Below are 25,133 nucleotides of genomic sequence, written 5' to 3'. Positions count from 1 at the left end.
CATGACGCTGTCCGAACTCTGTATCCGCCGGCCCGTCATGACGGTGCTGCTGTGCCTGGCCGTCATCGTGACGGGCATCGTGCTGTATCCGACGATTCCCATCGCGGCGCTGCCCAGCTTCAACTCGCCGGTGATCCAGGTCACGGCGACGCTGCCCGGGGCGAGCCCCGAGACCATGGCCGCCTCGGTGGCCACGCAGCTGGAGAAGCAGTTCGCCACGATTCCAGGCGTCACCGTCATCAGTTCGTCCAACACGCTGGGCAATTCCAGCATCACCATCGAGTTCAACAGCKACCGCAACATCGACGATGCGGCCGTGGACGTGCAGGCGGCGCTGTTCCGCGCCCAGCGTTCGCTGCCGATCGAGATGACCGTGCCGCCGTCCTACCGCAAGGTGAACCCGGCCGATGCGCCGGTGCTGCTGCTGGCGATCAACTCGCCCGCGATGAGCCTGGCGGAGCTGAACGCGTTCGGCGACAACCTGATTTCCCCGACGCTGGCCACGCTGCCCGGCGTGGCGCAGGTGCAGATCTTCGGCCAGAAGCGCTTTTCGGTGCGCGTGCGCGCCCACCCGGACGCGCTGGCGGCGCGCGGGCTCACGCTCGACGAGCTGGCCACCGCGCTGAACCGCGCCAACGCCAATACGCCGGTCGGCACGCTGGACGGCGCACGCCAGACCCTGACCATCCAGGCCAATCGGCAGATGACCAGCGCCGAGGCGTTCCGCAACATCATCGTGGCCAGCCAGCCGAGCGGCGCCGTGGTGCGGCTCTCGGACGTGGCCGATGTGGAAGACGGCGTCGAGACCATCAAGACCGGTAGCTGGCTCAACAACGAGCGCTCCATCGTGCTGGCCGTGCTGCGCCAGCCGGACGCCAACACCGTGGCCGTGGTGGATGCCATCAAGGCCGCCCTGCCCCGCCTGATCCAGCAGATGCCCGGTTCGGTCAGCGTGAACGTGGTGAACGACCGCTCGCGCTCCATCCGCGAGTCGATCCATGACGTGCAGTTCACGCTGGCGCTGACCGTGGGGCTGGTGGTGATGGTGATCTTCCTGTTCCTGCGCCGCGCCGCCGCCACGCTGATACCGACGGTGTCCCTGCCGATCTCGCTGATCGGCACGGTGGCGCTGATGAAGGCGTTCGGCTACAGCCTGGACAACGTCTCCCTGCTGGCCATCACGCTGGCGGTGGGCTTGGTGGTGGACGACGCCATCGTGATGCTTGAGAACATCGTGCGGCACATCGAGGAAGGCGTGCCGCCGCTCAAGGCCGCGCTGGTGGGCTCGCGCGAGATGGGCTTCACGATCCTGTCGATCTCGATCTCGCTGGTGGCCGTGTTCATCCCGATCTTCTTCATGCCGGGCGTGATCGGGCTGCTGTTCCACGAGTTCGCCGCAGTGGTGTCGCTGTCGATTCTGGTCTCGGCGGTGGTCTCGCTGACGCTGATCCCGATGCTCTGCGCGCGCTTTCTCTCGGCCGAGAACGTGCCGGTGGACGAGTCGCAGCACGCCTATGGCGACCATGGCGACCACGCCTCCGGTGCGGCCAGCGCCGCCGCGCCGCGCGTGCAGCAGAAGCAGACCATTGGCATGCGCAGCACGCAGTGGTTCGAGGACCTCTTCGAGTGGACGCTCCATAAGTACGCTACCGGCCTGGACTGGTGCCTGGCGCACCGGCGTTTCGTGCTCGGCGTGGCGGGGCTGACCTTCGTGCTGACCGCCGTGCTGTTCGTCAAGATTCCGAAGGGCTTCTTCCCCGAGGAAGACATCGGCCAGATCCAGGTCAACGCCGAAGGGCCGCAGGACATCTCGTTCGATGCCATGTCCGACCGCCTGCGCGATGCCGCCGAGCGGATCCGCGCCAATCCGGCGGTGAAGAGCGTGGTGGCGTCGATTGGCGGCGGCAATTCGCCGGCCATCAACACGGGCCGGATGTTCGTGGAACTGAAGCCGCTGGACGAGCGGCCGAAGATGCCGCAGGTGGTGGAGTCGCTGCGCAAGGACGTGTCCAGCGTGCCGGGGCTGGCGGTGTACTTCTCGCCGGTGCAGAACCTGCGGCTGGGCGGGCGCCAGAGCAAGAGCCGCTACCAGTACACGCTGCAGAGCGTGAAGGCGGGCCAGCTCCAGGAGTACAGCGACAAGATCATGGCCAAGATGCGCGCCGAGCCGATCTTCCGCGATGTGACGAGCGATTCCCAGCAATCGGGCCTGGAAGCGCAGCTGACCATCGACCGGGACAAGGCCAACGCGCTGGGCGTGCAGATGCAGGACGTGCGCACGGCGCTGTACACGGCGTTTGGCGAGCGGMAGGTGTCGACCATCTACACGCCGATCGACAATTACTACGTGATCCTGACCGCCGCCGATGTGGATCGCGTGGACGAGACGGCGTTCTCCAAGCTCTACGTGCGCAGCAAGACCGGGCAGATGGTGCCGGTGTCGGCGTTTGCCACCACCGAGCGCCGGGTGGGGCCGATTGCGGTGAACCACCAGGGGCAACTGCCGTCGGTGACGGTGTCGTTCAACCTCGCGCCGGGCGCGGCGCTGGGCGACGCTTCGGCCAAGATCGACCGCTACAAGCAGGAGATCGACATGCCGCCAGCCATCTTCACCAGCTGGGGCGGTGATGCGGCGGTGTTCCAGTCGTCGCAGGCCACGCAGGTGGTGCTGCTGGTGGCGGCTATTGCGGTGATCTATACGCTGCTGGGCGTGCTGTACGAGAGCTACATCCACCCGCTGACCATCCTGGCCGGGCTGCCGTCGGCGGCCATCGGCGCCTTGCTGACGCTGTTCCTGTTCAACGTGGAGTTGTCGCTGATCGCGACGATTGGCGTGCTGATGCTGATTGGCATCGTCAAGAAGAACGCGATCATGATGATCGACTTCGCGCTCGCGGCGCAGCGCGACCACGGCATGGCGCCGGCCAAGGCGATCCGGCAGGCCTGCCTGCTGCGCTTCCGGCCGATCATGATGACGACCTTCGCGGCCGTGATGGGCGCGCTGCCGCTGGCGCTGGGCCTGGGCGCCGGTGCCGAGCTGCGCCAGCCGCTGGGTCTGGCCGTGGTGGGCGGCCTGCTGTTCTCGCAGGTCATCACGCTGTTCATCACGCCGGTGATCTACCTCGCGCTCGACCGGTTCTCCGGCACGGGTCCGCTGCAGATCGATTCGGAAGGCAACCCGCTCGCGGAACGCGAGCCGGCGGCGGTCACGCACTGATCCTGCTAGACACTGGTGGCCTGCGCGATGCATTCGCGCAGCCACTGGTKCGCGGGGTCGCGATGGGCGCGCTCGTGCCACAACATCGACATCTCATAGCCGGGCACCTCCACCGGCGCCTCTACCACCTCCAGCGTTACCGTATCGCGCACCAGCCGCTCGGGCAGCATCGCCACGAGGTCCGTGCGCTCCAGCACCGCGCGCACGAACAGGAAGTGCGGCACCGATAACACCACGCGGCGCGTGGCGCCGGCCGCCGCCAGCGCGGTGTCCGTCACGCCGAAGAAGCCGCCGCCATCGGGCGACACCATCACATGCTCCAGTTCCGCAAACTGCGCCAGCGTGGGCCGCCGCTTCAGGCGCGGATGGCCGGCGCGGCCCACCAGCACGTAGCGCTCGGTGAACAGCGCGCGGCGGCGCAGGCCGGGCGGCGCGCCATCGGAGGTGTGGAAGGCGAGGTCGATCTCGCCCTGCTCCGCCTGCCGGGCGATGCTGGCCGGCACCATGTCGAGCACCGCCAGCCGCGTGCCCGGCGCCGCCGCGCGGATGGTGCTCAGCGCCGGCAGCACGATGGTCGATTCGCCATAGTCGGTGGCGGCCACGCGCCAGGTGTGGTCCGCCTGCGCGGGGTCGAACGGGCTGGACGGCGCCACGGCGGCTTCCAGCGCCGCCAGCGCCTGCCGCAGCGGCTCGCGCAAGGACTCGGCGCGGGCCGTGGGCCGCATGCCGCGCGGCCCGGGCAGCAACAGCGGATCGCCGAAGATCTCGCGCAGCTTGGCCAGATGCACGCTCACCGAGGGCTGCGAGTAATGCAGCCGCTCTGCCGCACGCGTGACGTTGTGCTCGGCCAGCAGCACATCGAGCGTCAGCAGCAGATTCAGGTCCAGACGCCTGAGATTAGTCATCGCAATACCTAGGATATTGGAAATTCATTTCCAATATACCGGACGGCCGTCCATCCTTGGGGCATCCCTTCCCATCGACAGAGACCCGCCATGAACGTGCTGATTGTCTACGCCCACCCCGAACCGACCTCGCTGAACGGTTCGCTCAAGGATTTTGCGATGCAGCGGCTCGCGGCCAACGGCCACGCGGTGCAGGTCTCGGACCTCTATGCGATGGGCTGGAAGCCGCAGCTCGACGCCGGCGACACGCTCGAGCGCCAGGCCGGTACGCCGTTCCATCCTTCGCTCKACTCGAAGCGCGCGTTCGAAGGCGGCTGGCAAAGCCCCGACATCGCCGCCGAGCAGGACAAGCTGCGCTGGGCCGACGCCGTGATCTTCCAGTTCCCGCTCTGGTGGTTCTCCATGCCGGCCATCATGAAAGGCTGGGTCGAGCGCGTGTACGCCTATGGCTTCGCCTACGGCGTGGGCGAGCACTCGGACGCGCGCTGGGGCGACCGCTACGGCGAAGGCTCGCTCAAGGGCAAGCGGGCGATGCTGCTGGTGACCACGGGCGGCTGGGACTCGCACTACAGCGCGCGCGGCATCAACGGGCCCATCGACGATTTGCTGTTCCCGATCCAGCACGGCGTGCTGTACTACCCCGGCTTCGACGTGCTGCCGCCCTTCGTCTCCTATCGCAGCGGGAAGATGGATGACGCGCGCTTCGCGTCGATCCGCGAGGCGCTGGGCGCACGGCTCGATGCGCTGTTCGAGACGGCGCCAATCCCCTATCGTCCGCAGAACTCGGGGCAATACGAGATTCCGGCCCTGACGCTGCGCGACGATATCGCGCCTGACCGCAAAGGCTTCGCCGCGCATATGGAATAGGAGGGCGCTTGGGACCGGTGCCGGTACTATGCGTGGCTTGGCAGCGGCGATCATTGGATAGTCATCGCCATGAAGAATCAACGTAGTTAGATTTATCGCTTCATTATTCATCGCGACGATATTTATGACGCCCACCGTCCTCGAAACGCTGATGTATGACATCGGCCAGTTGTTCCTGTACCCCACGCTGGCCATGATCGGCCTGCTGTTTCTCTACGCGTTCTGGGCGCTGGGCCAGTTCGCCATGCAGGCGTGGCTGCGCCGGCGGCATGGGATCGAATCGGGGCGCGGCTATCTGCTGGTGGCCTGGGCGCACGCCAACGGGGTCAGCCACCCGGACGCGCTGGACGTGGCCGCGCACCGGCTACTGGAGCGCCTGCGCATTGCCACCCGCGTGGCGCCGATGCTCGGGCTGGTGGCCACCATGATCCCGATGGGGCCGGCGTTGAAAAGCCTGTCCGGCGGCAACCTCGCCAATGTGGGCGAGAACCTGACCATCGCGTTCTCGGCGGTGATCCTGGCGCTGATCGCGGCGAGCATCACCTTCTGGGTGGTCAATGTGCGCCGCCGCTGGCTGGCCGAGGAACTGGTCTGGCTCGGCCAGGCGCGCGAGGCGGCCCGATGAGATTCCTGGACGAAAGCGAGGCCGACGACCCGATCCTGTCGGTCGTCAACCTGATCGACGTCTTCCTGGTGGTGATTGCCGCCCTGCTGGTGGCCATCGCCCAGAACCCGATGAACCCGTTCACGCACGACGACGTAACGGTCATCACCAACCCGGGCAAGCCCAATATGGAAATCGTGTCGCGGCAGGGGGAGAAGATCGTGCGCTATCAGGCCAGCGGGCAGGTGGGCAGCGGCGACGGCATCAAGGCCGGCGTGGCCTACCGGCTGAAGGATGGGTCGATGGTGTACGTGCCGGAGTCACAACAGGCGTCCCAACAAGCCACGTCCGGAGCGAAGCCATGATGCGCGCGACGATCCTTGGCATGGCGCTCGCGATGCTGGCCGGCTGCGCGACGCAGCCGCCGTCGCCGGCGGCCATCGGCGCCACCTTCCCCAGCCGCCAGTACGTGTTGCTGGGCGAGGTCCACGACAACGGCGCGGCGCAGGCGGCCCGCCTCCAGGCGCTGACCCGCGCCGTGGAAGCCGGCTGGCGGCCGGCGGTGGCGATGGAGCAGTTCGACCGCGAGCGGCAGGCCGACATCGACCGCGCCCGCAAGGAACGGCCGGGCGATGCCGACTACCTGATCGCCCAGGCCGGCAGCGCGGCCGGCTGGCAGTGGCCGCTGTACCGGCCCGTGGTGGCGCTGGCGCTCCAATATGACCTGCCGCTGCTGGCCGCGAACCTCTCGCGCGCCGATGCCGCGAAGATCGTCCGCGGCGGGCTCGGCGCGGTCTTCCCGCCGGACCAGCAGGCCGCGCTGGGGCTGGACAAGCCGCTGCCGATGGAAGTCGTGGCCGCGCAGACCGCGACGCTGGATGCCGGCCATTGCGGCAACTTCCCCAAGGCGATGCTGCCCGGCATGCTCAACGCCCAGGCCGCCCGCGACGCCGTGATGGCCCGCACGCTCGCCCCCTACGCCAGCCGCGGCGCGGTACTGATCGCCKGCAACGGCCACGTACGGCGCGACCTCGGCGTGCCCCGCTGGCTCCACGGCGACGCCGCAAAGGTGCTCAGCGTGGGCTATCTGGAGGACGGCAGCCGCGCCGAAGGCTTCGACGAGGTGGTGCGCGTGGCCCCCGTCGAGCGGAAGGATCCGTGCAAGGAGGCTGTGGCGAAGCCGCGGTAGGCGTTTGATTCGTGGCTGATCTCATCGGCCACGGTCCGCCGTCGATGAGGGCTGGCACCGCAGGCGGCACAACCAAGGCGAGCTAAGGCTGATATCGGTGTAGGAATCGGACAACTTTGGGTTAACTTGGGGCTCAATACACTTGTCGGTAGCGGAAGTAGCCGTTGGTTACGCGCCGGGGCTCCATGAGCCCACCCATCCGGAATCCGCATCGGGAGTCGTGGACGTAGTCGTCCATCAAGGTGCGAACCGCCGGGGGCACGGCGAGCGAATGGGTGGCATGCTCGAGCATGTGGCGAGTCTCGGCGTCCACGGGCTCGGTTACGTCATCCTGCAACACGCGCAGGACGGCAGCGCCGATGGGGTTAAGGGTGCCGACGAGGTCAGTCTGCGACGACCCGGCATGCTGCAAGCGGCGGCGCAGGGCCGTAATGTGCTCGGCGAAATCATCGACGCCCTCCTGTAGTCTGGCCCGGTCCGCGCCCAGCTTCGCGTCCAGGTAGAAGCGCCGCGTCTTCAGCGGATCCTTGTACGCCATCAGTTCCCCGCGCCACTGCAGGTATTGCAGCGTGTGAGACTTGAGCACCCCGGTGACTCCAGCCTTGCCTGTTGCCGTGGTGTCGATGCCGCAGGTCTTGAAGAAGTCGTTCGCCGCGCTGACGAGCCGCGGTGAGCAGTGGTAGTCGACGGCGAGGTTGGGCGCTTGCCTGATTTCCGCCATGGTCATCAACGGCACCCCGGCGCTGAAGGCGGCGTGATGCATGTCGATCAATGGAATCTGGGACAGATGTGGCGATGCGCCCCATTCGGGCATTGCCTTGCCTTGCTCCCCGGGGCGATAGCCGCCACCGACGTCGGAATGCATGCCGGGATAGCCGACCTGCCGCGCACGCGCGGCGAGTTCGAGAGGGAAACTTGCACGCTGCTCGTGCAGCGCAACGAAGTGCACGCACTGATCTACCGCAGGGCTGATATCCATGTAGCCCTCGGCCCAGTCCAGATGGCCATTGAATCCCGGCACGATGTCTGGCACGCCGACCGACGCTACGGTGTCGAACAGGCCCATGAAGTAGATCCGGATCGGGACGCTGGCCAGCCGATAGGCGCCATCCTTCTGCTCCATCAACTGGAGCAGCCAGTTGGCGAATACCCGCGCTATGGCCGCGCCACGTGAGAAGCCGAACACTGCAACGTTGATCCGGGTGACCTGACGCTGGCTGCTTCTTATGATGGCTTCGAGTTTTTGCTCCCAGGCGGTTAGCACCATGCGGCGGTATGGTCCCTCGAGGCCCATATTCGCGAAGAGGGAACTTGCGTTGTTGACGACGGTTCTTGCCGTTTCGTCATCGAGAAGGAGCGCCTCGGTCAGGTAGTAGTGCACCGAATTCAGAATGCGCGTGATCGCCCAGTTAATGCGGTCCGCACCCATGTAGCCCCCCGCCATGCCCTTGTGTCCGCCGGGATCGCCGATTTTCTCGAACGGAGTGCCGAGTCCCGGTACGTAGTGGGAGAAGAATCCATCTTCGAACCTATCAATGCTCGCGTTATACAGGCGGGCAACATTGCTATGCTTACMGACGGATGTCTGAGTGCCGTTGAGGCCGGGCTCCTTCCAGTCCTTGTTGTTGCCGGTACCATCGAAGAATAGATTGACATACACCTGCCCGTTGCATTGAACAGGGCGGCATTCTTCTGGGCACGTGATTGCTCGGCAGCGCTGCAGCGATTCACGTACGGTGAGCTTGCGCATGCCGCTATTAGGCATTGGTGAGGGTGGCGAGATGCTGTAAGGCAAGTTTTTTCTCCATCCAGCGTGTTACAGGCGGGTTTCGTCCCCTCGTAGGGGATAGGCAGGGTGGYGGGGTCCGACCATCGTCACAAAGACCTTGACGTTCCCGTCGCGCAGAAAATGTACGGACAGCATTCCTCCGTCTTCGGGCCGATAGGACGGCACCATCACCTTACGTTGCTTCGGAGTGTCCTTAACGTTGTTGACCCATTCGACGTTCAGTGTCATGCCGGGCCGATAAATTCGCGAAATGCTGGCGCAACACGTGAACTTCCCGCCCCCCGAGTGCGGACCTAGGTACGCACCGCCATAGCCGTTCACCGAGAAGCTGTAGATGCCTTCGTCGGTATGGTTGTAGCCAACCACTTCCAGTGTCATAGGGTCTTCGCCACAGCCGGACAGTGCGACAGACCCTGCTGCCAGCATTACCACCAGAAATGTTCGAAACCTCGGGCGCCAACCGGCAGTGGCAGTGCTTGTCATTGAGATGGCGTTATGGTTCATGGCTTGCTCCTCGGTTGTCATCGATCGTGTCCCACAGCGGTCTTGCAATATCCAAGATGTCGTCCCCAAGGCCAGCCAGCCAGTCCTTGAAGGCTTCCTCGTGGGCGGGCGCAGGCATCGACAGGCGCTGCGCAACCCGAGGATGGTCGACATAACGTCCGGACGTATGGAGCGCCAGGGTCAGGAGTTGCAGACGGTCTGGCCTCGCGGTTAGTCCGTGCTGCCGCGCGACAAGCAGGTGCTCCTGGACGAACGGATAGAGCGTGCGATACGGTACGGACCGGAGTTCGTCCCGATTTACCTCGCGTAGATCCACGATCATCATGTCGGCCTCGCATGCGCTCATTAGCGCTGAAAGCTGGTTGTCATCGAGGCGGATAGGGGCTGGCGGCGGTTCCGTCGCGCCCGCTGCAGGCAAGGGTAGTTGTTGTGGCTCGCCGAAACGGTCGAAGTAGGTCCATGCCGAKACGTGCCGCGTGAAAAGGGCGCGCTGGTCAGCCCCCAGAATCTCCAGCCAGGCTGGAAGGATGCGGCCGTCGTACCAGCGCACGATCATTTCCCGGCCGTTGGGTATCTCGGTCAGATGGAACTGGCGAAGATGCTCGGCAAGCTCGTCAAATGGCACCGAGGCGATGAGGAGGCTGACGCAGGGCTTCAGTTTGCCCAGGTGCTCGGCTGCCGCGAGTAGGTTTTTGCGGAGTTCGTCATCTCGGTTCAAATCGATCAGGAGCGGCGCCATGTCTAGCAACGATTCTTCCGGATAGCCGGCAAAGAGGGACTGGTACGTGGCGCCCGAGCGGTCCAGTCTTCGGTGAAATCGCATCTGTTGGCTCGAGTCGATCAGTGCAAATCGATAGTCCATATCGGAATTCCCTATTTGAGAATGACGCCAGGCGTACCCCGGCGCATGGCGTCGAGCAGGCAGCTTCTGCATGTGGTACGGGGGAATTGAGGCAGCGGAACGGTCATCGACGCGCGTTCCTGGGTGCTCCAGTACGCCGACTTTTCGTAGATGTCGCCCAGCGTGACGTTCTCGATGCGCTCCCCGGTGATGCGGATGTAGGATCCTCCGGCACCGATCCAGACCTCTTTGTCTGCGGTAAGAACAAGCTTCCCGTCGGTACTGCTGATGGTGACGTCCTTAAGTGCCGCCAACTGCAATTCATCGCCCTGCGCCTGGATCTCGACCTTGCCGCGCGCCGCGAACAGTTTCATGCCGAGCTTCTGCGCGAACAGCAACACGGCGTCGCCGGCGGCGACGGTGAAGCGCTTCATCACGCCGATGTCCGCGCTGCCCCCGGCGGTGGCGATGAGATGGTTCGCCGCGCTGGTTTGCAGGTCCGCGCCAGACACCAGGGCGATACCGGCGGGGGCGCTGGCGAGCAGGCCGGCGGCGCGCAGTTGCTTGAGGCTGTCATTGAGCAAGGCCTGCTGGCGCTCGCAGTCGGCGGCGAGGGCCTGGGCGGTCTTGGCGGTCTCGGCCAGTGCCTGGCTTTGCTGGAGCGCTTGTTCGAGCAGGCGCTGGGCTGGGGCCATGTCGAGTTGCTGTCCTGTGGCCTTTGGCTGATCGTCGGCGGTGATGAACAGCCCCTTGCCGCCCCGGATCGCCCCCCAGCCGGAAGTCCTGAGTTCGAAGCCCTCACCCCGTCGCTTCCACTTCCCATCCACCATGTGGCCAAGCGTCAGCTGACTCTTCCCCGAATGCTCGGTGGACAGCTTGATGTGCTCCTGCCCCTCCCAATCCTCGAATTCGAGCTTGTTATCGCTCTGCGTACGGATGACGTTGCGGGACAGCCAGCGATCCTGATTAGTAATCAGATCCGTCTGACGACTGTTATGGTGAACGTGGGCGATATACGGCTTATTGGGATTACCGTCCCGAAATGCGATCGCCGCCTCGGTGCCGTCGATCAGCGGGAAGTGGAATCCCGTTTGCAGTGCCCCGGCGAATGGCTTGGCCAGCCGCAGCGGCACGCATTCCCCACCGCCCGGCCAGTCCTCGAAATCGAAGTCAAAGCGGACGGTGTAATAACCCTGCTGGGTCAGGTAGGCATATGGATATTGGCTCGGGGAGGTAATGCGCGCACTCAGCGTGCCCTGAATCTTCGGCCAGTTGGCCTCGTCCAGCGGTAGCCGGAAGCGCCGATCCGAAGGGATCGATTTGAAGGTATTGCGATACGCGGCGTCGCGTGCGCCGGTGTGGATGACCTCGGTGATGACCTGCCCATGCGGCGCGTCCGCCAGCGCAAGATCCATCCGCAGAATCCGCGCCGGACGCAGTTCCAGCACGTTGCTTTCGCCCTCATACACCACCTGCGAAGCCACCGCCGCCTCATGCCGAAGCTGCGCCTCCCACTTGGCGCCTTCGAAATCCAGATGATGAGTGCCGAAGACATAAGGCTGGCCGTAGGTGGTCTTGTCCTTCCTCGCGACATTGGCTTCGCCCTTCAGCGGCTCCCATGCCAGATCGGGGTTGTAGTCCGCCACCAGGAACGATGCTGGAACGGTTTTCGCAATAGTACGAAGGGCGAAGACCGCTTCGATGCCCGCTTCCAGCCCCGCCGTCTCCCGGTACGGCACCCGCAGTTCAGGCTGGTAGAGGTAATGGTCGATGTCATCGCCAAACACCACCATCTCGCCGAACTTGCCGGGAAGGAAATAGGAATACAGCCCCTCCTGCTCCATCAGCAGACGGATGGTTTCCCAATCGGACATCTGATACTGGAAGCGGAACGCGTGCTGGGGATATTGGCGTCGAAGCCTGAAGGAAAACTGATGCCCGACCAGTTCATGCCGCCGCAGAATTGCCTCGATAATCTTCGGCGCGGTCTGGTGCTGGTAGATGCGGGTGGAGCGAGTCAGCCTCAGGCGGGCGACCAGCGGTTCCACGACCATCTCATACGCATGGAAGTCCGGTGTTTGCGCCGTCTTGGAGAAGCGGGTGATGCAGCCGGCAAAGGTGCGCGGCTCGGATTCATCGCCGGGGTCGATCAGGAATGTGGCCGGCTTGCCGAGATAATCGGCGCGGTCCAGTTCAAGAGGGTGTGTCAGTTGGACGATGGCCTCGTAGGGCTCGCCCAGCCGCTCCACCGCCTCGAATGACACCACCGACAACCCTGCGGCGCTTGTCGCACCGGGGACTTTCAGGAAATACGACTGCCGCGCCATGATTCTCGCTCCGTTGCCCGCGCAGTCCGGAAAAGCTGCGTAGGGGCCATGCTAGAAGCGTCGAAGTGGGCACTACAATCGTACTAGTTCGAAAAATCGCTGTCGCGTCTACGCGTCGCCAGCCATCGGCAATCTCAACTCCGCTCGCACCCCCCTGCCCTGTACGCCTTCGCGCAGCACCACGGTGCCGCCGAAGCGTGMGGCCATTTCCCGCGAGATGGCGAGGCCCAGGCCGGATCCCGGTTCGGTGTTTTCCACCCGTCGATAGAAGCGCGCGAACACCTTCTCGCGCTCAGCTTCGGGGATGCCGGGGCCGTCGTCTTCCACCACCAGCAGTGCATCGCCGCCCACGCGCGCKGCGGAGAGCGTGATGCGGCTGCCGCGCCCCGAGTATTGGATCGCGTTGTGCACCAGGTTGGCCAGTGCCTCGCGCAGCAGCGCGGCGTCGGCGCGCACCGGCAGCGTCAGGTCCGTCGGCCGTTCCCAGCCGAAGTCCTGCTGCTTGCCGCGCGCCAGCGGCAGGTAGTCGAGTGCCACCTGTTCTGCCACGGTCACCGCGTCGATCTCGGCCACGAATTCGGCCGGCCCGCCGCCCTCGCGCACTGGCTGCCGAGCACGCGCCAGCGCCAGTAGCTGGTTCGTCAGCCGCGCGGCTTGCTCCAGTTGCGTGACGATGCCGCCCACCGCTTCGCCAGCCGCCTCGCGCCCGGCCTCGCTGTGGCGGGCCGCCAGCTGCCGCTGGGCGAACTCGGCCTGCGTCTTGAGGATGGCCAGCGGCGTGCGCAGCTGGTGCGCGGCATCGGCGATGAACTGGGCCTGCGACTGCGCCATGGTCTCGGAGCGCGAGACGTGCAGGTTCACCGCGTCCACCAGCGGACGCACTTCCACCGGCACGCGGTCGAATTCGAGCGGCGTCAGGTCCTCGGGCGAGCGCGCGCGCACATCGTCGCGCACGCGCTGCAGCGGACGCAGCACATAGGTCACGCCGCCCACCAGGATCAGGGCCGACAGCACGATCAGCGCCAGGTCGCGCAGCAGCGCGCTGCGCCAGACATTGGCGATCAGCGCCGAGCGGGGTTCGGCGGTCTCGGCCACCTGGATGATCACGCGGATGCGCGCGTCGGGCCGGTAGACCGGCCGGGCCATCGCCGCAATGCGCACCGGCTCGCCGCGATAGGTGGCGTCGTAGAAGCGGGTCTGATTGTTGACGAGGGTGCCCGCCGGCAGCGGCAGGTCGTCATAGCCGGTCACCGTCTCCACGCGCCCTGCCCGCTCCATCGACACCCGGTAGAACACGTGGGTCTGCGCGGCGGTCTCGAACATCTCCATCGCGGCATCCGGCAGCGTCAGCTGCACGCTCTCGCCGGCCATGCCGATGGCGTTGTCGATGGTGCGCACGGAGCCGTAGAGCGAGCGGTCGTAGGCGGTGTTGGCGGCGTGGCGCAGCGTGCCGTAGGTGAACCAGCTGTCCACCGCCATCATCAGCGCCAGCGCCGGCACGAGCAGGATCAGTAGCTGGCGGCGCAGGCTGCCGCGCAGCCAGGGCCGCGCCGGCGTTGGCGTGCGCGGGCGGCGGCGCCTCATGTCAGGCCTCGGCCTCGGGTTCCAGCAGGTAGCCGAAGCCGCGCAGCGTGACGATGGTCACGCCATGGCCGGTCAGCTTCTTGCGCAGGCGGTAGACCAGCACCTCGATGGCGTCCGGACTCACGTCGGCATCGAGCGAGAAGACTTTGTCGAGCAGTTGCGCCTTGGTCAGCGGCTGGCCGCTGCGGGCCAGCAGCGCGCCGAGCAGCGTGGATTCGCGTGGCGTGAGCGCCAGCGGGGCGCCGCCGAGGGTGAAGCTGCGCGTCTCGCCATCGAATACCAGCGTGCCGCATTGCAGGCGGGGATGAGCGCGGCCACGGCTGCGGCGGATCAGGGCGAGGATGCGCGCCTCGAGTTCGGCGATGGCGAAGGGCTTGGGCAGGTAGTCGTCGGCGCCGAGGTTCAGGCCGCGCACACGTTCGTCGAGGGTGTCCTGGGCGGTCAGGATCAGCACCGGCGTGCGGTCGTCGCGGCCACGCATGGCCTTGAGCACGGCCAGGCCGTCCTTGCCGGGCAGGCGCAGGTCGAGCACCACGGCGTCGTATTCCTCGGCCATCAGCCGGGCTTCGGCCTGCAGGCCGTCCGCCACGTGCTCGATGACGAAGCCGCCCTGCTCCAGCGCGCGGGCCACCCAGCGGGCCAGTTCCACCTCATCTTCTACCAGCAGGATACGCATGCCGGACCTCCTCTGCCGGATCGGGAATCGAGGGCGCGGGCGCGTCCCGAGGGCGCCTATAATACCTCCGCCCTGCCCGCCGGTGTCGGCGGCCTGTCCCTCATCGCCCTCCGTTCCGCCTTGCCGAATCGCGTCCTGACATCGCCCCTGCCGACGCCGTCCTCCGCGCCCGCATCGCCGGTGCGCCGGCACCTGCTGCGCGCGGGTGCCGCGATGGCCGCCCTGCCCGCACTGGCCCAGGCCGCACCGCGCGTGCCGGACGGCTATCCGCCCGAGTACGCCGGCATCATCGAACGGGCCCAGCGTGAGGGCGCCGTGGCGGTCTACGCGTCGACGGATCTCGCGGTGGTCCAGCCGCTGATCGCCGCCTTCGAAGCGCGCTACCCCGGCGTGCGCGTGCGCTACGCGGACCTGAACACGGTGGAGCTGAACGATCGATTCCTGGCCGAGAGCGCCGCGCTGGGCGCCACGCGCGCGCCGCGCGACGCGGCGTTCGCCGATGTGCTGTGGAGCACGGCGATGGACCTCCAGATCAAGCTTGTCAACGACGGCTATGMCCAGCGCTACAACTCGCCCGAGCGCGCCGGCCTGCCGAGCTGGGCGGTGTGGCGTGACGAGGCCTGGGGCACGACCTTCGAGCCGGCCGTGATCGTCTACAACCGCAAGTATTTCGATGGCGCGCATGTGCCCGGCAGCCGCAGCGGGCTGGCGCGGCTGCTGCAGGAGCGCGGGCCGCAGTGGCGCGGGCGCATCGTGACCTATGACGTGGAGCGTTCGGGGGTGGGCTACCTGCTTGCGCAGCAGGACGCGCGCATGGGCAGCGAGTTCTGGTATCTGGCGCAGGCGCTGGGTCGCGCGGGCGTGAAGCTGTCGGCCTCGACGGCGGACATGATCGAAGGCATCGCCAGCGGCGAGCTGGTGCTCGGCTACAACCTGCTGGGGTCGTACGCGCTGTCGCTGATGGAGCGCGGCGCCAGTATCGGCGTGATCGCGCCGCGCGACTACACGCTGGTGATGTCGCGCGTGGCGTTTATCGCCCGGCAGGCGCCCCGGCCCAATGCGGCGCGGCTGTGGCTGGACTTCGTGCTCTCGCGCGAGGGGCAGGCGCAGCTCGGCAAGTCGACTTCCCAGCTCTATACGATCCGCACCGATACTGACAGCGCCTACACGGCCCAGACGCTGGCGGAGCGGCTCGGCTATGCGCTCAAGCCGATCAGCGTGGGCCCCGGCCTGCTGGCCGCGCAGGACGCCCTGCGCAAGCGGGCGTTCCTGGCGCGCTGGCGCGAGGCGCTGCGGGGATAGGGCTGGGGAGGCTTATTCGGCCAGGGCCTGTGGCGTGGACGACCCGCAGAACGTGGCCATTTCGGCGTCGATCGGCCCCATCGGGCGCGGCACGTAGCCTTTCCGGAGCGCGGTGGAGAAGCGCAGCATGTCGATCATGGCGTCGGCCAGCCGCTCGGCTTCGTGATTGAGTTCGAAATCCTCGGGCGAGAACAGCCAGTGCGCCAGCACGCCGCCAATGGCCGCGTGGAAGGCGTTGACGGCCAGCGGGATGTCGAGATCCTCCGGTAGCTGGCCGCATTCCACGGCCATGCGCAGGTGCTCGTGCATCTTGACCAGCCCTTCCTTGTGCGACTGGCGCTGGCGTTCGAAGATCGCGCCGTTGTCCTGCACCATCTCGCACTTGTGGAAGATGATCTCGAAGACGCGGCGCCACTGCGGGTTCACCACGGTCTGCTTGAATACGAAGGCGCAGATGTCGCGGATGCTGTTCAGCGGATCCTCGCGCAGCGCACGCCGCTCGGGGGCGATCAGCGCCTCCACCGGCAGGTTCACGCGGTCGCACATGGCCGCGAAGACATCGCTCTTGTTCTTGAAGTGCCAGTAGATGGCGCCGCGCGTGACGCCGGCCGCTTCGGCAATATCTGCAAGTGACGGGCGCGCCACGCCACGGGCGTGGAACACCGCCTCGGCGGCATCCAGGATCCGGTTGCGGGTTTCCTGCGCTTCTTCCTTGGTACGTCTGACCATTTCCTCTTTCCTGCCAGCGGACGCTTATCCGCCCAGGTCTCCGTTGTGCCACACGATTGTGACGACAACCTCTCATTTGTTCATGGCGACACCGCCATCGGCGGGGCGCATCCTAACCTGCCCGCAATATTCGTGCTCACTGTTGACGCAAATCGTCAAGATTGCGTCAAAAAGGCTGCGCTTCAAAGTGTTGTAAAAGGCGCTGTTTGCGTGCCGGACTTAACATACATGCTTGAATGTATATATACTACGCGCTTGCTCGATCGTCGGCCAGCCCAAGATCCAGTGACGCCCTGCACGCAAAGTGACGTCACGGCCGACGCGCCGGGCACCAACCTGCCCGTTTTAACGCACCAACGCCGCTAGCCATGCGCCCGCTCAAGGGGGCCGGCTTGCGGTGCGCATTACGCTTTTCCGCACTCGCCACGCAGTGGCGCGCCCGTCCGGCCGTCACATGCGGCCAGTGCGGCAGATCTCAAACATCATCATGGGGTTATCGATGAGGAAGTCCCAACGTATCCATTGCGTTGCCGCCGCCGTGGCGGTCCTGGCGTTGTCCGCCTGCGGCCAGAAGGCCCCGCAGGGCGGCGCCATGCCGCCGGCCGAAGTGGGTGTGGTTACCGTCACACCGTCCGCTGTTGCCGTCATCAATGAATTGCCGGGCCGCCTGGAAGGCGTGCGGACCGCCGAAGTGCGCGCCCGCGTGGAAGGCATCGTGCTGTCCCGCAACTACACCGAAGGCGGCGAAGTGAAGGCTGGCCAGGTGCTGTTCCGCATCGATCCGGCCCCGTACCAGGCCCAGCTGGCGTCCGCCAGGGCGCAGCTGGAGCGGGCCGAGGCCAACGCCGTCTCCGCGCGTCAGAAGGCCGAGCGCTACAAGCCGCTGGTGGCCGCCAACGCGGTCAGCAAGCAGGAGTTCGATGACGCCGTGGCCGCTGCCGGCCAAGCCAATGCCGACATCGCCGCCGCCAAGGCTGCCGTGACCACGGCCCAGATCAACCTGGGCTACACCACGGTCACCGCGCCGATCTCCGGCCGCGTGGGCCGCGCGCTGGTCACCGAAGGCGCGCTGGTCGGCAAGGGCGAAGCCACCAAGCTGACGGTGGTCGAGCAGGTCGATCCGATCTGGGTGACGTTCACGCAACCTGCCGCCGAAGTGGCACGCCTGCGCCGGGCCATCGAGAATGGTCAGGTCAAGGGTGTGAATGGCGGTGCCCGTGTGCACCTGTTCCCCGAGGCGGGCGACCGCGAGTACAGCCAGACCGGGAAGCTGCTGTTCACGGACATGACCGTGGACCCGACCACCGGCTCGATCACGCTGCGCGCGGAGTTCCCGAACGCCAAGCGCGAACTGCTCTCGGGCACCTTCGTGCGCGTGAAGATCGAGCAGGGCGTGGACGAGAACGCCCTGACCGTGCCGCAGCGCGCGCTGATCCGCACGGCGCAGGGCGCCAGCGTGATGGTGGTGGGCGCCGACGGCAAGGTGGCCGTGGTGCCGGTCAAGGCACCGCAGGCGATCGACGACCGCTGGATCATCACCGAAGGCCTGAAGGGCGGCGAGAAGGTGATCGTGGAAGGGCTGCAGAAGGTGCAGCCGGGCGCGCCCGCCAAGGCCGTGCCGTTCCAGGCGCCGAAGACCGCGTCGACCCCGGCCACCCAAGGCTGACCCGCGCCATCGCACCATAAGTAATAGATAGGGAGCCAGATTCATGGCCAAGTTTTTTATCGACCGGCCGGTGTTCGCGTGGGTGCTCGCGCTGATCATCGCGCTCGGCGGGGTGCTGGCGATCCTGCAGCTACCGATCGCCCAGTACCCCAACATCGCCCCCCCGATCATTTCGGTGACCACGACTTACCCCGGTGCGTCCGCCAAGACCATCGAGGACTCGGTGGTGTCCGTGATCGAGCAGGAACTCAACGGCGCGCCGAACCTGCTGTACTACGAGTCGCAAAGCGAGGCGTCCGGGCTGGCGTCGATCAACATCGCGTTCGCGCCGGGCTCGAACGTCGACCTGAACTCCGTGGAGGTGCAGAACCGCCTCAAGCGCGTGGAAGCGCGCTTGCCGGCKKAGGTGCGCCAGCAGKGCGTGAAGGTGGACAAGGCCGGCAACAACTACATGATGTTCATCACGGTCTCGTCCAAGTCCGGCAATACGGATGCGATCGCGCTCGGTAACTTCGTCTCCGCGCAGGTGGTGGACTCCATCCGCCGCGTGCCCGGCGTGGGCTCGGCCGACCTGTTCGGTACCGAGTACGCCATGCGCGTCTGGCTGGATCCGGCCAAGCTGACCGGCTACAACCTGACGCCGCTGGACGTGACCGCGGCGGTTTCCGAGCAGAACATCCAGGTCGCCGTGGGCGAACTGGGCGGCACGCCGTCGCCCCGGGGCACGGAGCTGAACGCCACGGTGAGCACGGAAAGCCGGCTGACCACGCCCGAGCAGTTCGCCAACATCCTGCTGCGCACGAACCCGGATGGGTCGTCGGTGCGCATCAAGGACGTAGGCCGTGTGGAACTGGGCGGCGCGGACTACTCCACGCTGGCCCGCATCAACGGCAAGCCGGCGTCGGCCATCGCCATCAAGCTCGCGCCCACGGGTAACGCGCTGGCCACGGCCACCGCCGTGCGCGCGAAGATGGAAGAGCTGCAACGCTACTTCCCGCCGGACTACGAGTTCAGCGTGCCGTACGACACCTCCGCCTTCGTGAAGATCTCGATCGAGGAAGTGGTCAAGACGCTGCTCGAAGCCGTGGTGCTGGTGTTCCTGGTGATGTACCTGTTCCTCCAGAACTTCCGCGCCACGCTGATCCCGACGCTGGTGGTGCCGGTGGCGCTGCTCGGCACGTTCGGGGCGATGCTGGCCTTCGGCTTCTCCATCAACGTGCTCACGATGTTCGGCATGGTGCTGGCCATCGGTATCCTGGTGGACGATGCCATCGTGGTCGTCGAGAACGTCGAGCGGATCATGAGCGAGGAGGGGCTCTCGCCCCGCCAGGCCACCCGCAAGGCCATGGGCCAGATCACGGGCGCCATCGTCGGCATCACGCTGGTGCTGACCGCCGTGTTCATCCCGATGGCCTTCTTCTCGGGCTCGGTCGGCAACATCTACCGCCAGTTCTCGCTGTCGCTGATCGCCTCGATGGCGTTCTCGGCCGTGCTGGCGCTGACGCTGACCCCGGCGCTGTGCGCCACGCTGCTCAAGCCGGTCGAGGCCGGCCATCACGAAGAGAAGAAGGGCTTCTTCGGCTGGTTCAACCGCACGTTCGCCACGGCGTCCACCGGCTACCAGGGCATGGTCGCGCGCATCCTGAAGCGCTCGGGCCGCTACCTGATCATCTACGCGGTGATCATCGCCGGCGTGGTGCTGCTGTTCCAGCGCCTGCCGTCGTCGTTCCTGCCCGATGAGGACCAGGGCTACATGATCACGGTCGTGCAGCTCCCGCAGGGCGCCACGCAGGAGCGCACCATCGGCGTGCTCAAGCAGATCGAGGACTACTACCTGCAGAAGGAGTCGAAGGTCGTCGACCAGATGATCACGGTGGCGGGCTTCTCGTTCTTCGGCCGTGGCCAGAACGGCGGTATCGCCTTCGTGCGGCTCAAGGACTGGAAGGAGCGCCCGGGCGCGGACCAGACCGCCCAGGCGCTGGTGGGCCGGGCATTCGGCGCGCTGTCGTTCATCAAGGATGCGATCATCTTCCCGCTGAACCCGCCTGCGATCTCGGAACTCGGCAATTCGTCGGGCTTCGACTTCCGCCTGCAGGACCGCACGGGGCAGGGCCACGCCAAGCTGATGGAAGCGCGTAACCAGATGCTCGGCATGGCGGCGCAGAATCCGGTGCTCCAGGGCGTGCGCCCGGAGGGCCAGGAAGACGCGCCGCAGCTGCGCATCGACATCGACCGCGAAAAGGCGCGGGCGCTGGGCGTGACGGTGGCGGATATCAACGCCACGCTGACCATCGCCTTCGGTTCCTCGTACGTGAATGACTTCATCTATGAAGGCCGCGTGCGCCGCGTGATCGTGCAGGCTGAGGGCGCGGACCGGCAATTGCCGGACGACCTGACCAAGCTGCGCGTGCGCAATGCCAATGGCGACATGGTGGCGTTTGCCGCGTTCGCCACGTCGCAGTGGATCATGGGCTCGCCGCGCCTGGAGCGCTACAACGGCATGCCGGCCGTGAAGCTGGCTGGCCAGGCTGCGCCGGGCAAGTCCACGGGCGAGGCCATGCGCGTGATGGAGGAGAACTTCGCTAAGCTGCCGCCGGGCTTCGGCTTCGAGTGGTCGGGCCAGTCGTATGAAGAGCGCCTGGCCGGTTCGCAGGAGCCGATTCTCTACACGCTGTCGCTGGTGATCGTGTTCCTGTGCCTGGCCGCGCTGTATGAGAGCTGGTCGATCCCGGTGGCGGTGCTGCTGGTGGTGCCGCTGGGCGTGCTCGGCGCGCTGCTCGGCGTGACGCTGCGCGGCATGCCCAACGACGTGTACTTCAAGGTGGGCCTGATCGCGACGATCGGCCTCTCGGCGAAGAACGCCATTCTGATCGTGGAGTTCGCCAAGGACCTGCAGGCCCAGGGCAAGGGGCTGGTCGAGGCGACGCTCGAGGCGGTGCACCTGCGCTTCCGGCCGATCCTGATGACGTCGTTCGCATTTATCCTGGGCGTGCTGCCGCTGGCGATTGCCACCGGCGCAGGCTCGGGCAGCCAGCGCGCCATCGGGACGGGCGTGATGGGCGGGATGATCACGGCCACGGTGCTGGCGATTTTCCTGGTGCCGGTATTCTTCGTGGTGGTGCGCGGCCGCTTCAAGGGCAGCGCGAGCCAGCACGAGCGGGAACGCGCGCGCCTGGAAGAAGCCCAGGAGAAAAACTGACATGACCAAGACACTGACCACACTGCTGCTGGTGGCCGGCGTGCTGACGGGCTGCACGCTGGCGCCGCACTATGACCGTCCGGCCGCGCCGGTGGCGGCTGGCTTTCCGGCGGCGCCGGAGGGCTACGCATCGGCCGAGGTGAAGAGCGGCGAGACCCGCCGCGCCACGGACATCGGCTGGCGCGACTTCTTCACCGATCCGCGCCTGCAGGGGCTGATCGCCACGGCGCTGGAGAACAACCGCGACCTGCGCACGGCGGCCTTGCGTATCGAGGAAGCGCGCGCGCAGTATCGGATCCAGCGCGCGGACCTGCTGCCGACCCTGAACGGCAACGCGAGCTTCCAGCGCGGCCGGTTCTCCGGGGCAACCTCGGGCGTCGATCAATCGTTCACGGGCAACATCTACCAGGTGGGCCTGTCGGTGACCCAGTGGGAGCTGGACTTCTTCGGGCGCGTCCGCAGCCTGTCGAACGCCGCGCTGGCCCAGTACCTGAGCACCGAGGAGGCCCATCGCGCCGCCTACATCTCGCTGGTGTCCGAAGTCGCCAAGGCCTATCTCGCCGAGCGCGCGGCGGCCGAGCAGTACGACCTGGCCCGCAACACGCTGGAAGCGCGCCAGAGCACGTTCGAGCTGGCGAAGCGGCGTTTCGATGCGGGGGCCACCTCGGCCCTGGATCTGCGCGACAACGAGTCGCTCGTGGCGCAGGCCCGCGTGGCCGCCGCGCAGCTGGCGCGCCAGCGTGCGCAGGCGCAGAACGCGCTGGAAGTGCTGGTGGGCAAGCCGATCGGCGAGATTGCCAACCTGCCGGCACCGATGCAGCTGTCCGACGAGCACATCATCAGCGACATCCCGGAAGGCTTGCCGTCCGATCTGCTGACGCAGCGTCCGGACATCCGCCAGGCCGAGCAGGCCCTGCTGTCGGCTAACGCCAACATCGGCGCGGCGCGGGCGGCGTTCTTCCCGCGCATCACGATGACCGCGAGCGCCGGCAACATCAGCACCTCGTTCACCAACCTGTTCGACTCCGGCGCCAACATCTGGTCGTTCTCGCCGCAGCTGGTGCTGCCGATCTTCGACTACGGCCGCAATCTGTCGAACCTCGACCTGGCGAACGTGCGCAAGAACATCCAGGTGGCCAACTACGAGAAGACCATCCAGGTGGCCTTCAGCGAAGTGGCCGACGCCCTCGTGGCGCGCGGCACGCTCGAAGAGCAGGTGGCCGGCCAGCAGCAGCAGCGCGACGCGGAATCGGCGCGCTACGAGCTGTCCCGGCTGCGCTTCCGCAGCGGCGTGGCGAGCTATCTGGACGAACTCGACGCGCAGCGCCAGCTGTTCTCCGCCGAGCAGGCGCTGATCCAGGCGCGGCAGTTGCGTCTGGTCAACTCGATCGACCTGTACCGCGCGCTGGGCGGCGGGCTGACCGAGACGGGTGCAGTGGCGCAGGCCACCACGCCGCCGACGGGCACCTCGGCACAGTAAGGACTGCGGCAACGCAGATGCAAAAAGGGCGAAGCGCGAGCTTCGCCCTTTTTGCTTGGGAGCGCCGGATCAGAACTTGTACGTCGCCGCCAGGAAGAAGATGATCGGATTCGGTTCGAGCTTCGTCTTCGAGGTGGACAGCGTGGTGCCGTCAGACGCCTTGATGGTCATCGTCGAGGTGCTCTTCAGCGGGATGTAGGTCACCGCCGCCGTCACGCCCCAGTGCTCGTTGAAGTTGTAGGTGCCGCCGACGTTGAACACCGGCGCCCACGACGACGAGGCATCGGCATGGACCGAAGTCGGCCCCGGGATACCGGCGCCGGCCGCCAGCACCGCGCCGAGGTTGTTGTTGACCGACTCCGCGAAGGCCGGATTCACGCGGATATCGGTGAAGAAGTTGTACGACACGCCCACCCCCAGGAACGGCCGGAAGCGCGTGCCCGGCTCCAGGAAGTGATACTGGACCATCGCGGCAGGGCTCCACTGGCGGGCGCGCGTGATGATCGGGTTCAGCGATGGATCGCCCAGGCTCTGCCGCCCCAGTGCGCCGGCGGGCCCCGGCGGGATCAGCTCGCCGTGGCCGTACAGCTTGAACTCGGGCGGAATGCCACCCACGGCCGTCACGGCGATATGGTCCGTGACGAAGTGGCTGAAGGTCAGCCCCAGCGTATCGGCATTCGACGTCGACAGGCCGCTGCCCGGCGCCGTGAACGTGGAGGGCAGGCCGAGCGGGTAGTTGATCGGCACGTCCACCACGCTGGTGGTCAGCGGCGGGCTCGTGCCGTGGGTCTGGATATGGAACCAGCCCGCCGAGACGACGTTGTCCCCGGCTTTCTGGGCGTGGGCGGCCGGCATGCCGGCGCACGCGGCCAGCGTGGCGATGGTGGCGAGGCGGGCGAACAGGCGGTGCAGGGTCATGTTGTGTCTMCTGTCCGTTATTCGACAAACGCGCCGACGGTGAAGTAGGGCGAGCCGTTGCGGTCCTCGACGAAGCCGAACACGCCGCGTGGGCCGGTGAACATGAACTTGCCCTTGGGGCCGCTGGCGCCGACGTCCTTGCGAGTGGTGGTGACCACGCCGGGCACCGTCTGCGAGAAGTCGAGCTTCATCGCCGTGGCCAGCGTGGCGTCCGAGGCGCGGAACGGGTCGAGCATGGCCGCGTCGCCATCGACCAGTGCCGTCACGCGGTACTCGAAGTTGCTGTCCACCCCCACGTACTCGGCGTTGTAGGTGCCCTGCGGCGCGGAGACCGCCTGCGCCATCATGCCGATGCCGATCTCGTCGTCGGCGCCCACCGGCAACTGGGTGAAGTCGTCGTTGGCAAAGCCCACCCGGATCATGATCGGCACGAGGTGCCCGGCCAGCTTGCCGACGATCAGGTAGGCGCGGCCCAGCACGGCGCCCAGCGTCGGCGGCAACTCGCCCTCGTAGTGCGTGGAGAGCAGCGTGCCGTTGTCCTGCGGCACGAACTTGTCGCCGCGCTGCTTGCAGGTGCCACCGGCCTTGTTGTCGCACACCGTGAACGAGCCATCGGCCGCCAGCGCCATGCGGTAGTCCTGCGCCACCATCTGGAACTTCTTCGATGGCACCTCATGGAAGCCCGAGCCGTTGTAGCTTCCGGCAATCTTGGTCAGGTCGGTCTCGGTCTGCGCGAAGCCGATGAACTGGAAGAACGGGAAGGTGGTATCCGGCACCGAGCCCGCGCCGGCGATGCCGTTGAACTGGATGCGCGCGCCCGGGATGGTGCCGCCCATCACGCCCTGCCCGATGAACAGCCGCGCCGGCCGGGCCGGGTCGAGGCTGGCGCCGAGCAGCTGGAACGCGCACTGGTTGAGCTTCTCGGTCGGCAGGCCGGTCTCTTTGGCCAGCGTGCCGGTCATCACGTTCTTGCCGCCGGTGGGGTCGGAGCGGGTCGGCTTGATGGTGCCCGTGGTGCGCGGCACCGATGAATCGAGGAAGGTGACAGCCCAGGTGCGCTGGGTGGTATCGATCTGCACCTTGACCAGTTCGCCCGAACCCGTGCCGCCGATGTAAGGCGTGGAATAGTCGATGGCGCTCGGGCACAGCCGCACCGGCGCGGCGGCCGGCGTGGCGGTGCCACCGCCGCTGTCCCCGCCGCCACCGCAGGCGGCGAGCAGGGCGGTGGCGCCGAGTACCAGCGCGAGCCGGCCCAGCCACGGTTGGCGACGGGGGACGGGGAGCGAGTCAGGAAGCGGGGAGGGCAGTTGGGGCATGAGGCGTCTCCTTKGTCTTT

Annotated in this window: 19 protein-coding genes; 9 read left to right on the top strand and 10 right to left on the bottom strand. The window is 66.6% G+C overall.

The window, feature by feature from the left end:
* The first annotated feature begins 1 nt into the window (after position 1).
* Positions 2-3,217: an efflux RND transporter permease subunit gene (locus AC1EJR_RS07565; RefSeq protein WP_477146961.1), complete on the top strand. Its 3,216-nt coding sequence runs from the start codon at positions 2-4 to the stop codon at positions 3,215-3,217.
* A 5-nt stretch (positions 3,218-3,222) separates the two neighbouring features.
* Here the strand turns inward: AC1EJR_RS07565 and AC1EJR_RS07560 are convergent, their stop codons facing one another.
* Positions 3,223-4,122 carry a LysR family transcriptional regulator gene (locus AC1EJR_RS07560; protein WP_477146960.1) on the bottom strand — a complete coding sequence of 300 codons (900 nt, stop codon included), beginning with the start codon at positions 4,120-4,122 and terminating at the stop codon, positions 3,223-3,225.
* 90 nt (positions 4,123-4,212) lie between these two features.
* On the opposite strand from AC1EJR_RS07560, the gene AC1EJR_RS07555 reads away from it, so the two are divergent.
* The 4 genes from AC1EJR_RS07555 to AC1EJR_RS07540 all read left to right on the top strand — a co-directional run bounded on the left by AC1EJR_RS07555 (position 4,213) and on the right by AC1EJR_RS07540 (position 6,782).
* Complete coding sequence (locus tag AC1EJR_RS07555) at positions 4,213-4,989, top strand: NAD(P)H-dependent oxidoreductase (protein ID WP_477146959.1); 777 nt, start codon at positions 4,213-4,215, stop codon at positions 4,987-4,989.
* A 124-nt stretch (positions 4,990-5,113) separates the two neighbouring features.
* Entirely contained in the window at positions 5,114-5,614 is a 501-nt protein-coding gene (locus tag AC1EJR_RS07550; RefSeq protein WP_255370693.1) for a MotA/TolQ/ExbB proton channel family protein, read from the top strand.
* On the top strand, positions 5,611-5,958 hold the full coding sequence (locus AC1EJR_RS07545) for a DUF2149 domain-containing protein (RefSeq protein ID WP_092291040.1): 348 nt from the start codon (positions 5,611-5,613) through the stop codon (positions 5,956-5,958). The genes AC1EJR_RS07550 and AC1EJR_RS07545 overlap by 4 nt, the downstream gene beginning before the upstream one ends.
* The gene (locus tag AC1EJR_RS07540) at positions 5,955-6,782 is read left to right on the top strand and encodes a ChaN family lipoprotein (protein ID WP_477146958.1); all 828 of its coding nucleotides are present in this window, start codon (positions 5,955-5,957) and stop codon (positions 6,780-6,782) included. Before AC1EJR_RS07545 ends, AC1EJR_RS07540 begins: the two co-directional genes overlap by 4 nt.
* Before the next feature lie 133 nt (positions 6,783-6,915).
* On the opposite strand, the gene AC1EJR_RS07535 is transcribed toward AC1EJR_RS07540, so the two are convergent.
* The 6 genes from AC1EJR_RS07535 to AC1EJR_RS07510 all read right to left on the bottom strand — a co-directional run bounded on the left by AC1EJR_RS07535 (position 6,916) and on the right by AC1EJR_RS07510 (position 14,503).
* Positions 6,916-8,532 carry a T6SS phospholipase effector Tle1-like catalytic domain-containing protein gene (locus AC1EJR_RS07535; RefSeq protein WP_477146957.1) on the bottom strand — a complete coding sequence of 539 codons (1,617 nt, stop codon included), beginning with the start codon at positions 8,530-8,532 and terminating at the stop codon, positions 6,916-6,918.
* Between the two features lie 66 nt (positions 8,533-8,598).
* Positions 8,599-9,075: a DUF3304 domain-containing protein gene (locus AC1EJR_RS07530; RefSeq protein ID WP_477146956.1), complete on the bottom strand. Its 477-nt coding sequence runs from the start codon at positions 9,073-9,075 to the stop codon at positions 8,599-8,601.
* The gene (locus AC1EJR_RS07525; protein ID WP_177219850.1) at positions 9,065-9,937 is read right to left on the bottom strand and encodes a DUF4123 domain-containing protein; all 873 of its coding nucleotides are present in this window, start codon (positions 9,935-9,937) and stop codon (positions 9,065-9,067) included. Before AC1EJR_RS07525 ends, AC1EJR_RS07530 begins: the two co-directional genes overlap by 11 nt.
* 11 nt (positions 9,938-9,948) lie before the next feature.
* The gene (locus AC1EJR_RS07520; protein WP_441591563.1) at positions 9,949-12,243 is read right to left on the bottom strand and encodes a type VI secretion system Vgr family protein; all 2,295 of its coding nucleotides are present in this window, start codon (positions 12,241-12,243) and stop codon (positions 9,949-9,951) included.
* Between the two features lie 108 nt (positions 12,244-12,351).
* The gene (locus tag AC1EJR_RS07515) at positions 12,352-13,827 is read right to left on the bottom strand and encodes a sensor histidine kinase (RefSeq protein ID WP_477146955.1); all 1,476 of its coding nucleotides are present in this window, start codon (positions 13,825-13,827) and stop codon (positions 12,352-12,354) included.
* Between the two features lies 1 nt (position 13,828).
* The gene (locus tag AC1EJR_RS07510; RefSeq protein ID WP_092291052.1) at positions 13,829-14,503 is read right to left on the bottom strand and encodes a response regulator; all 675 of its coding nucleotides are present in this window, start codon (positions 14,501-14,503) and stop codon (positions 13,829-13,831) included.
* Positions 14,504-14,716: 213 nt separating this feature from the next.
* Here AC1EJR_RS07510 and AC1EJR_RS07505 point away from each other — a divergent pair, with 213 nt between their 5' ends.
* Positions 14,717-15,805 carry an ABC transporter substrate-binding protein gene (locus tag AC1EJR_RS07505; RefSeq protein WP_477146981.1) on the top strand — a complete coding sequence of 363 codons (1,089 nt, stop codon included), beginning with the start codon at positions 14,717-14,719 and terminating at the stop codon, positions 15,803-15,805.
* 12 nt (positions 15,806-15,817) lie between these two features.
* Here the strand turns inward: AC1EJR_RS07505 and AC1EJR_RS07500 are convergent, their stop codons facing one another.
* Entirely contained in the window at positions 15,818-16,534 is a 717-nt protein-coding gene (locus tag AC1EJR_RS07500; protein WP_092291054.1) for a TetR family transcriptional regulator, read from the bottom strand.
* Positions 16,535-17,033: 499 nt separating this feature from the next.
* Between AC1EJR_RS07500 and AC1EJR_RS07495 the strand changes: the two genes are divergently transcribed.
* Genes AC1EJR_RS07495 through AC1EJR_RS07485 form a run of 3 tightly spaced genes read left to right on the top strand, consistent with a single transcriptional unit; the run spans position 17,034 to position 22,879 of the window.
* The gene (locus AC1EJR_RS07495; protein WP_092291056.1) at positions 17,034-18,200 is read left to right on the top strand and encodes an efflux RND transporter periplasmic adaptor subunit; all 1,167 of its coding nucleotides are present in this window, start codon (positions 17,034-17,036) and stop codon (positions 18,198-18,200) included.
* Between the two features lie 43 nt (positions 18,201-18,243).
* A complete protein-coding gene (locus AC1EJR_RS07490) occupies positions 18,244-21,399 on the top strand; it encodes an efflux RND transporter permease subunit (RefSeq protein ID WP_477146954.1) in 3,156 nt (1,051 codons plus the stop codon).
* 1 nt (position 21,400) lies between these two features.
* Entirely contained in the window at positions 21,401-22,879 is a 1,479-nt protein-coding gene (locus tag AC1EJR_RS07485) for an efflux transporter outer membrane subunit (RefSeq protein ID WP_092291060.1), read from the top strand.
* Positions 22,880-22,948: 69 nt separating this feature from the next.
* Here the strand turns inward: AC1EJR_RS07485 and AC1EJR_RS07480 are convergent, their stop codons facing one another.
* Both AC1EJR_RS07480 and AC1EJR_RS07475 read right to left on the bottom strand, forming a co-directional pair.
* Positions 22,949-23,734: an OmpW/AlkL family protein gene (locus tag AC1EJR_RS07480; protein WP_477112793.1), complete on the bottom strand. Its 786-nt coding sequence runs from the start codon at positions 23,732-23,734 to the stop codon at positions 22,949-22,951.
* An 80-nt stretch (positions 23,735-23,814) separates the two neighbouring features.
* Positions 23,815-25,113 (bottom strand): DUF2957 domain-containing protein, encoded by a 1,299-nt coding sequence (locus tag AC1EJR_RS07475; RefSeq protein WP_441591557.1) that lies wholly within the window; start codon positions 25,111-25,113, stop codon positions 23,815-23,817.
* Between the last annotated feature and the right edge of the window lie 20 nt (positions 25,114-25,133).

The organism is Cupriavidus sp. 05T42 (genome assembly GCF_056396345.1).
Note: the sequence above shows the minus strand (reverse complement) of the source record. Positions and strands in the feature narration are given on the sequence as shown.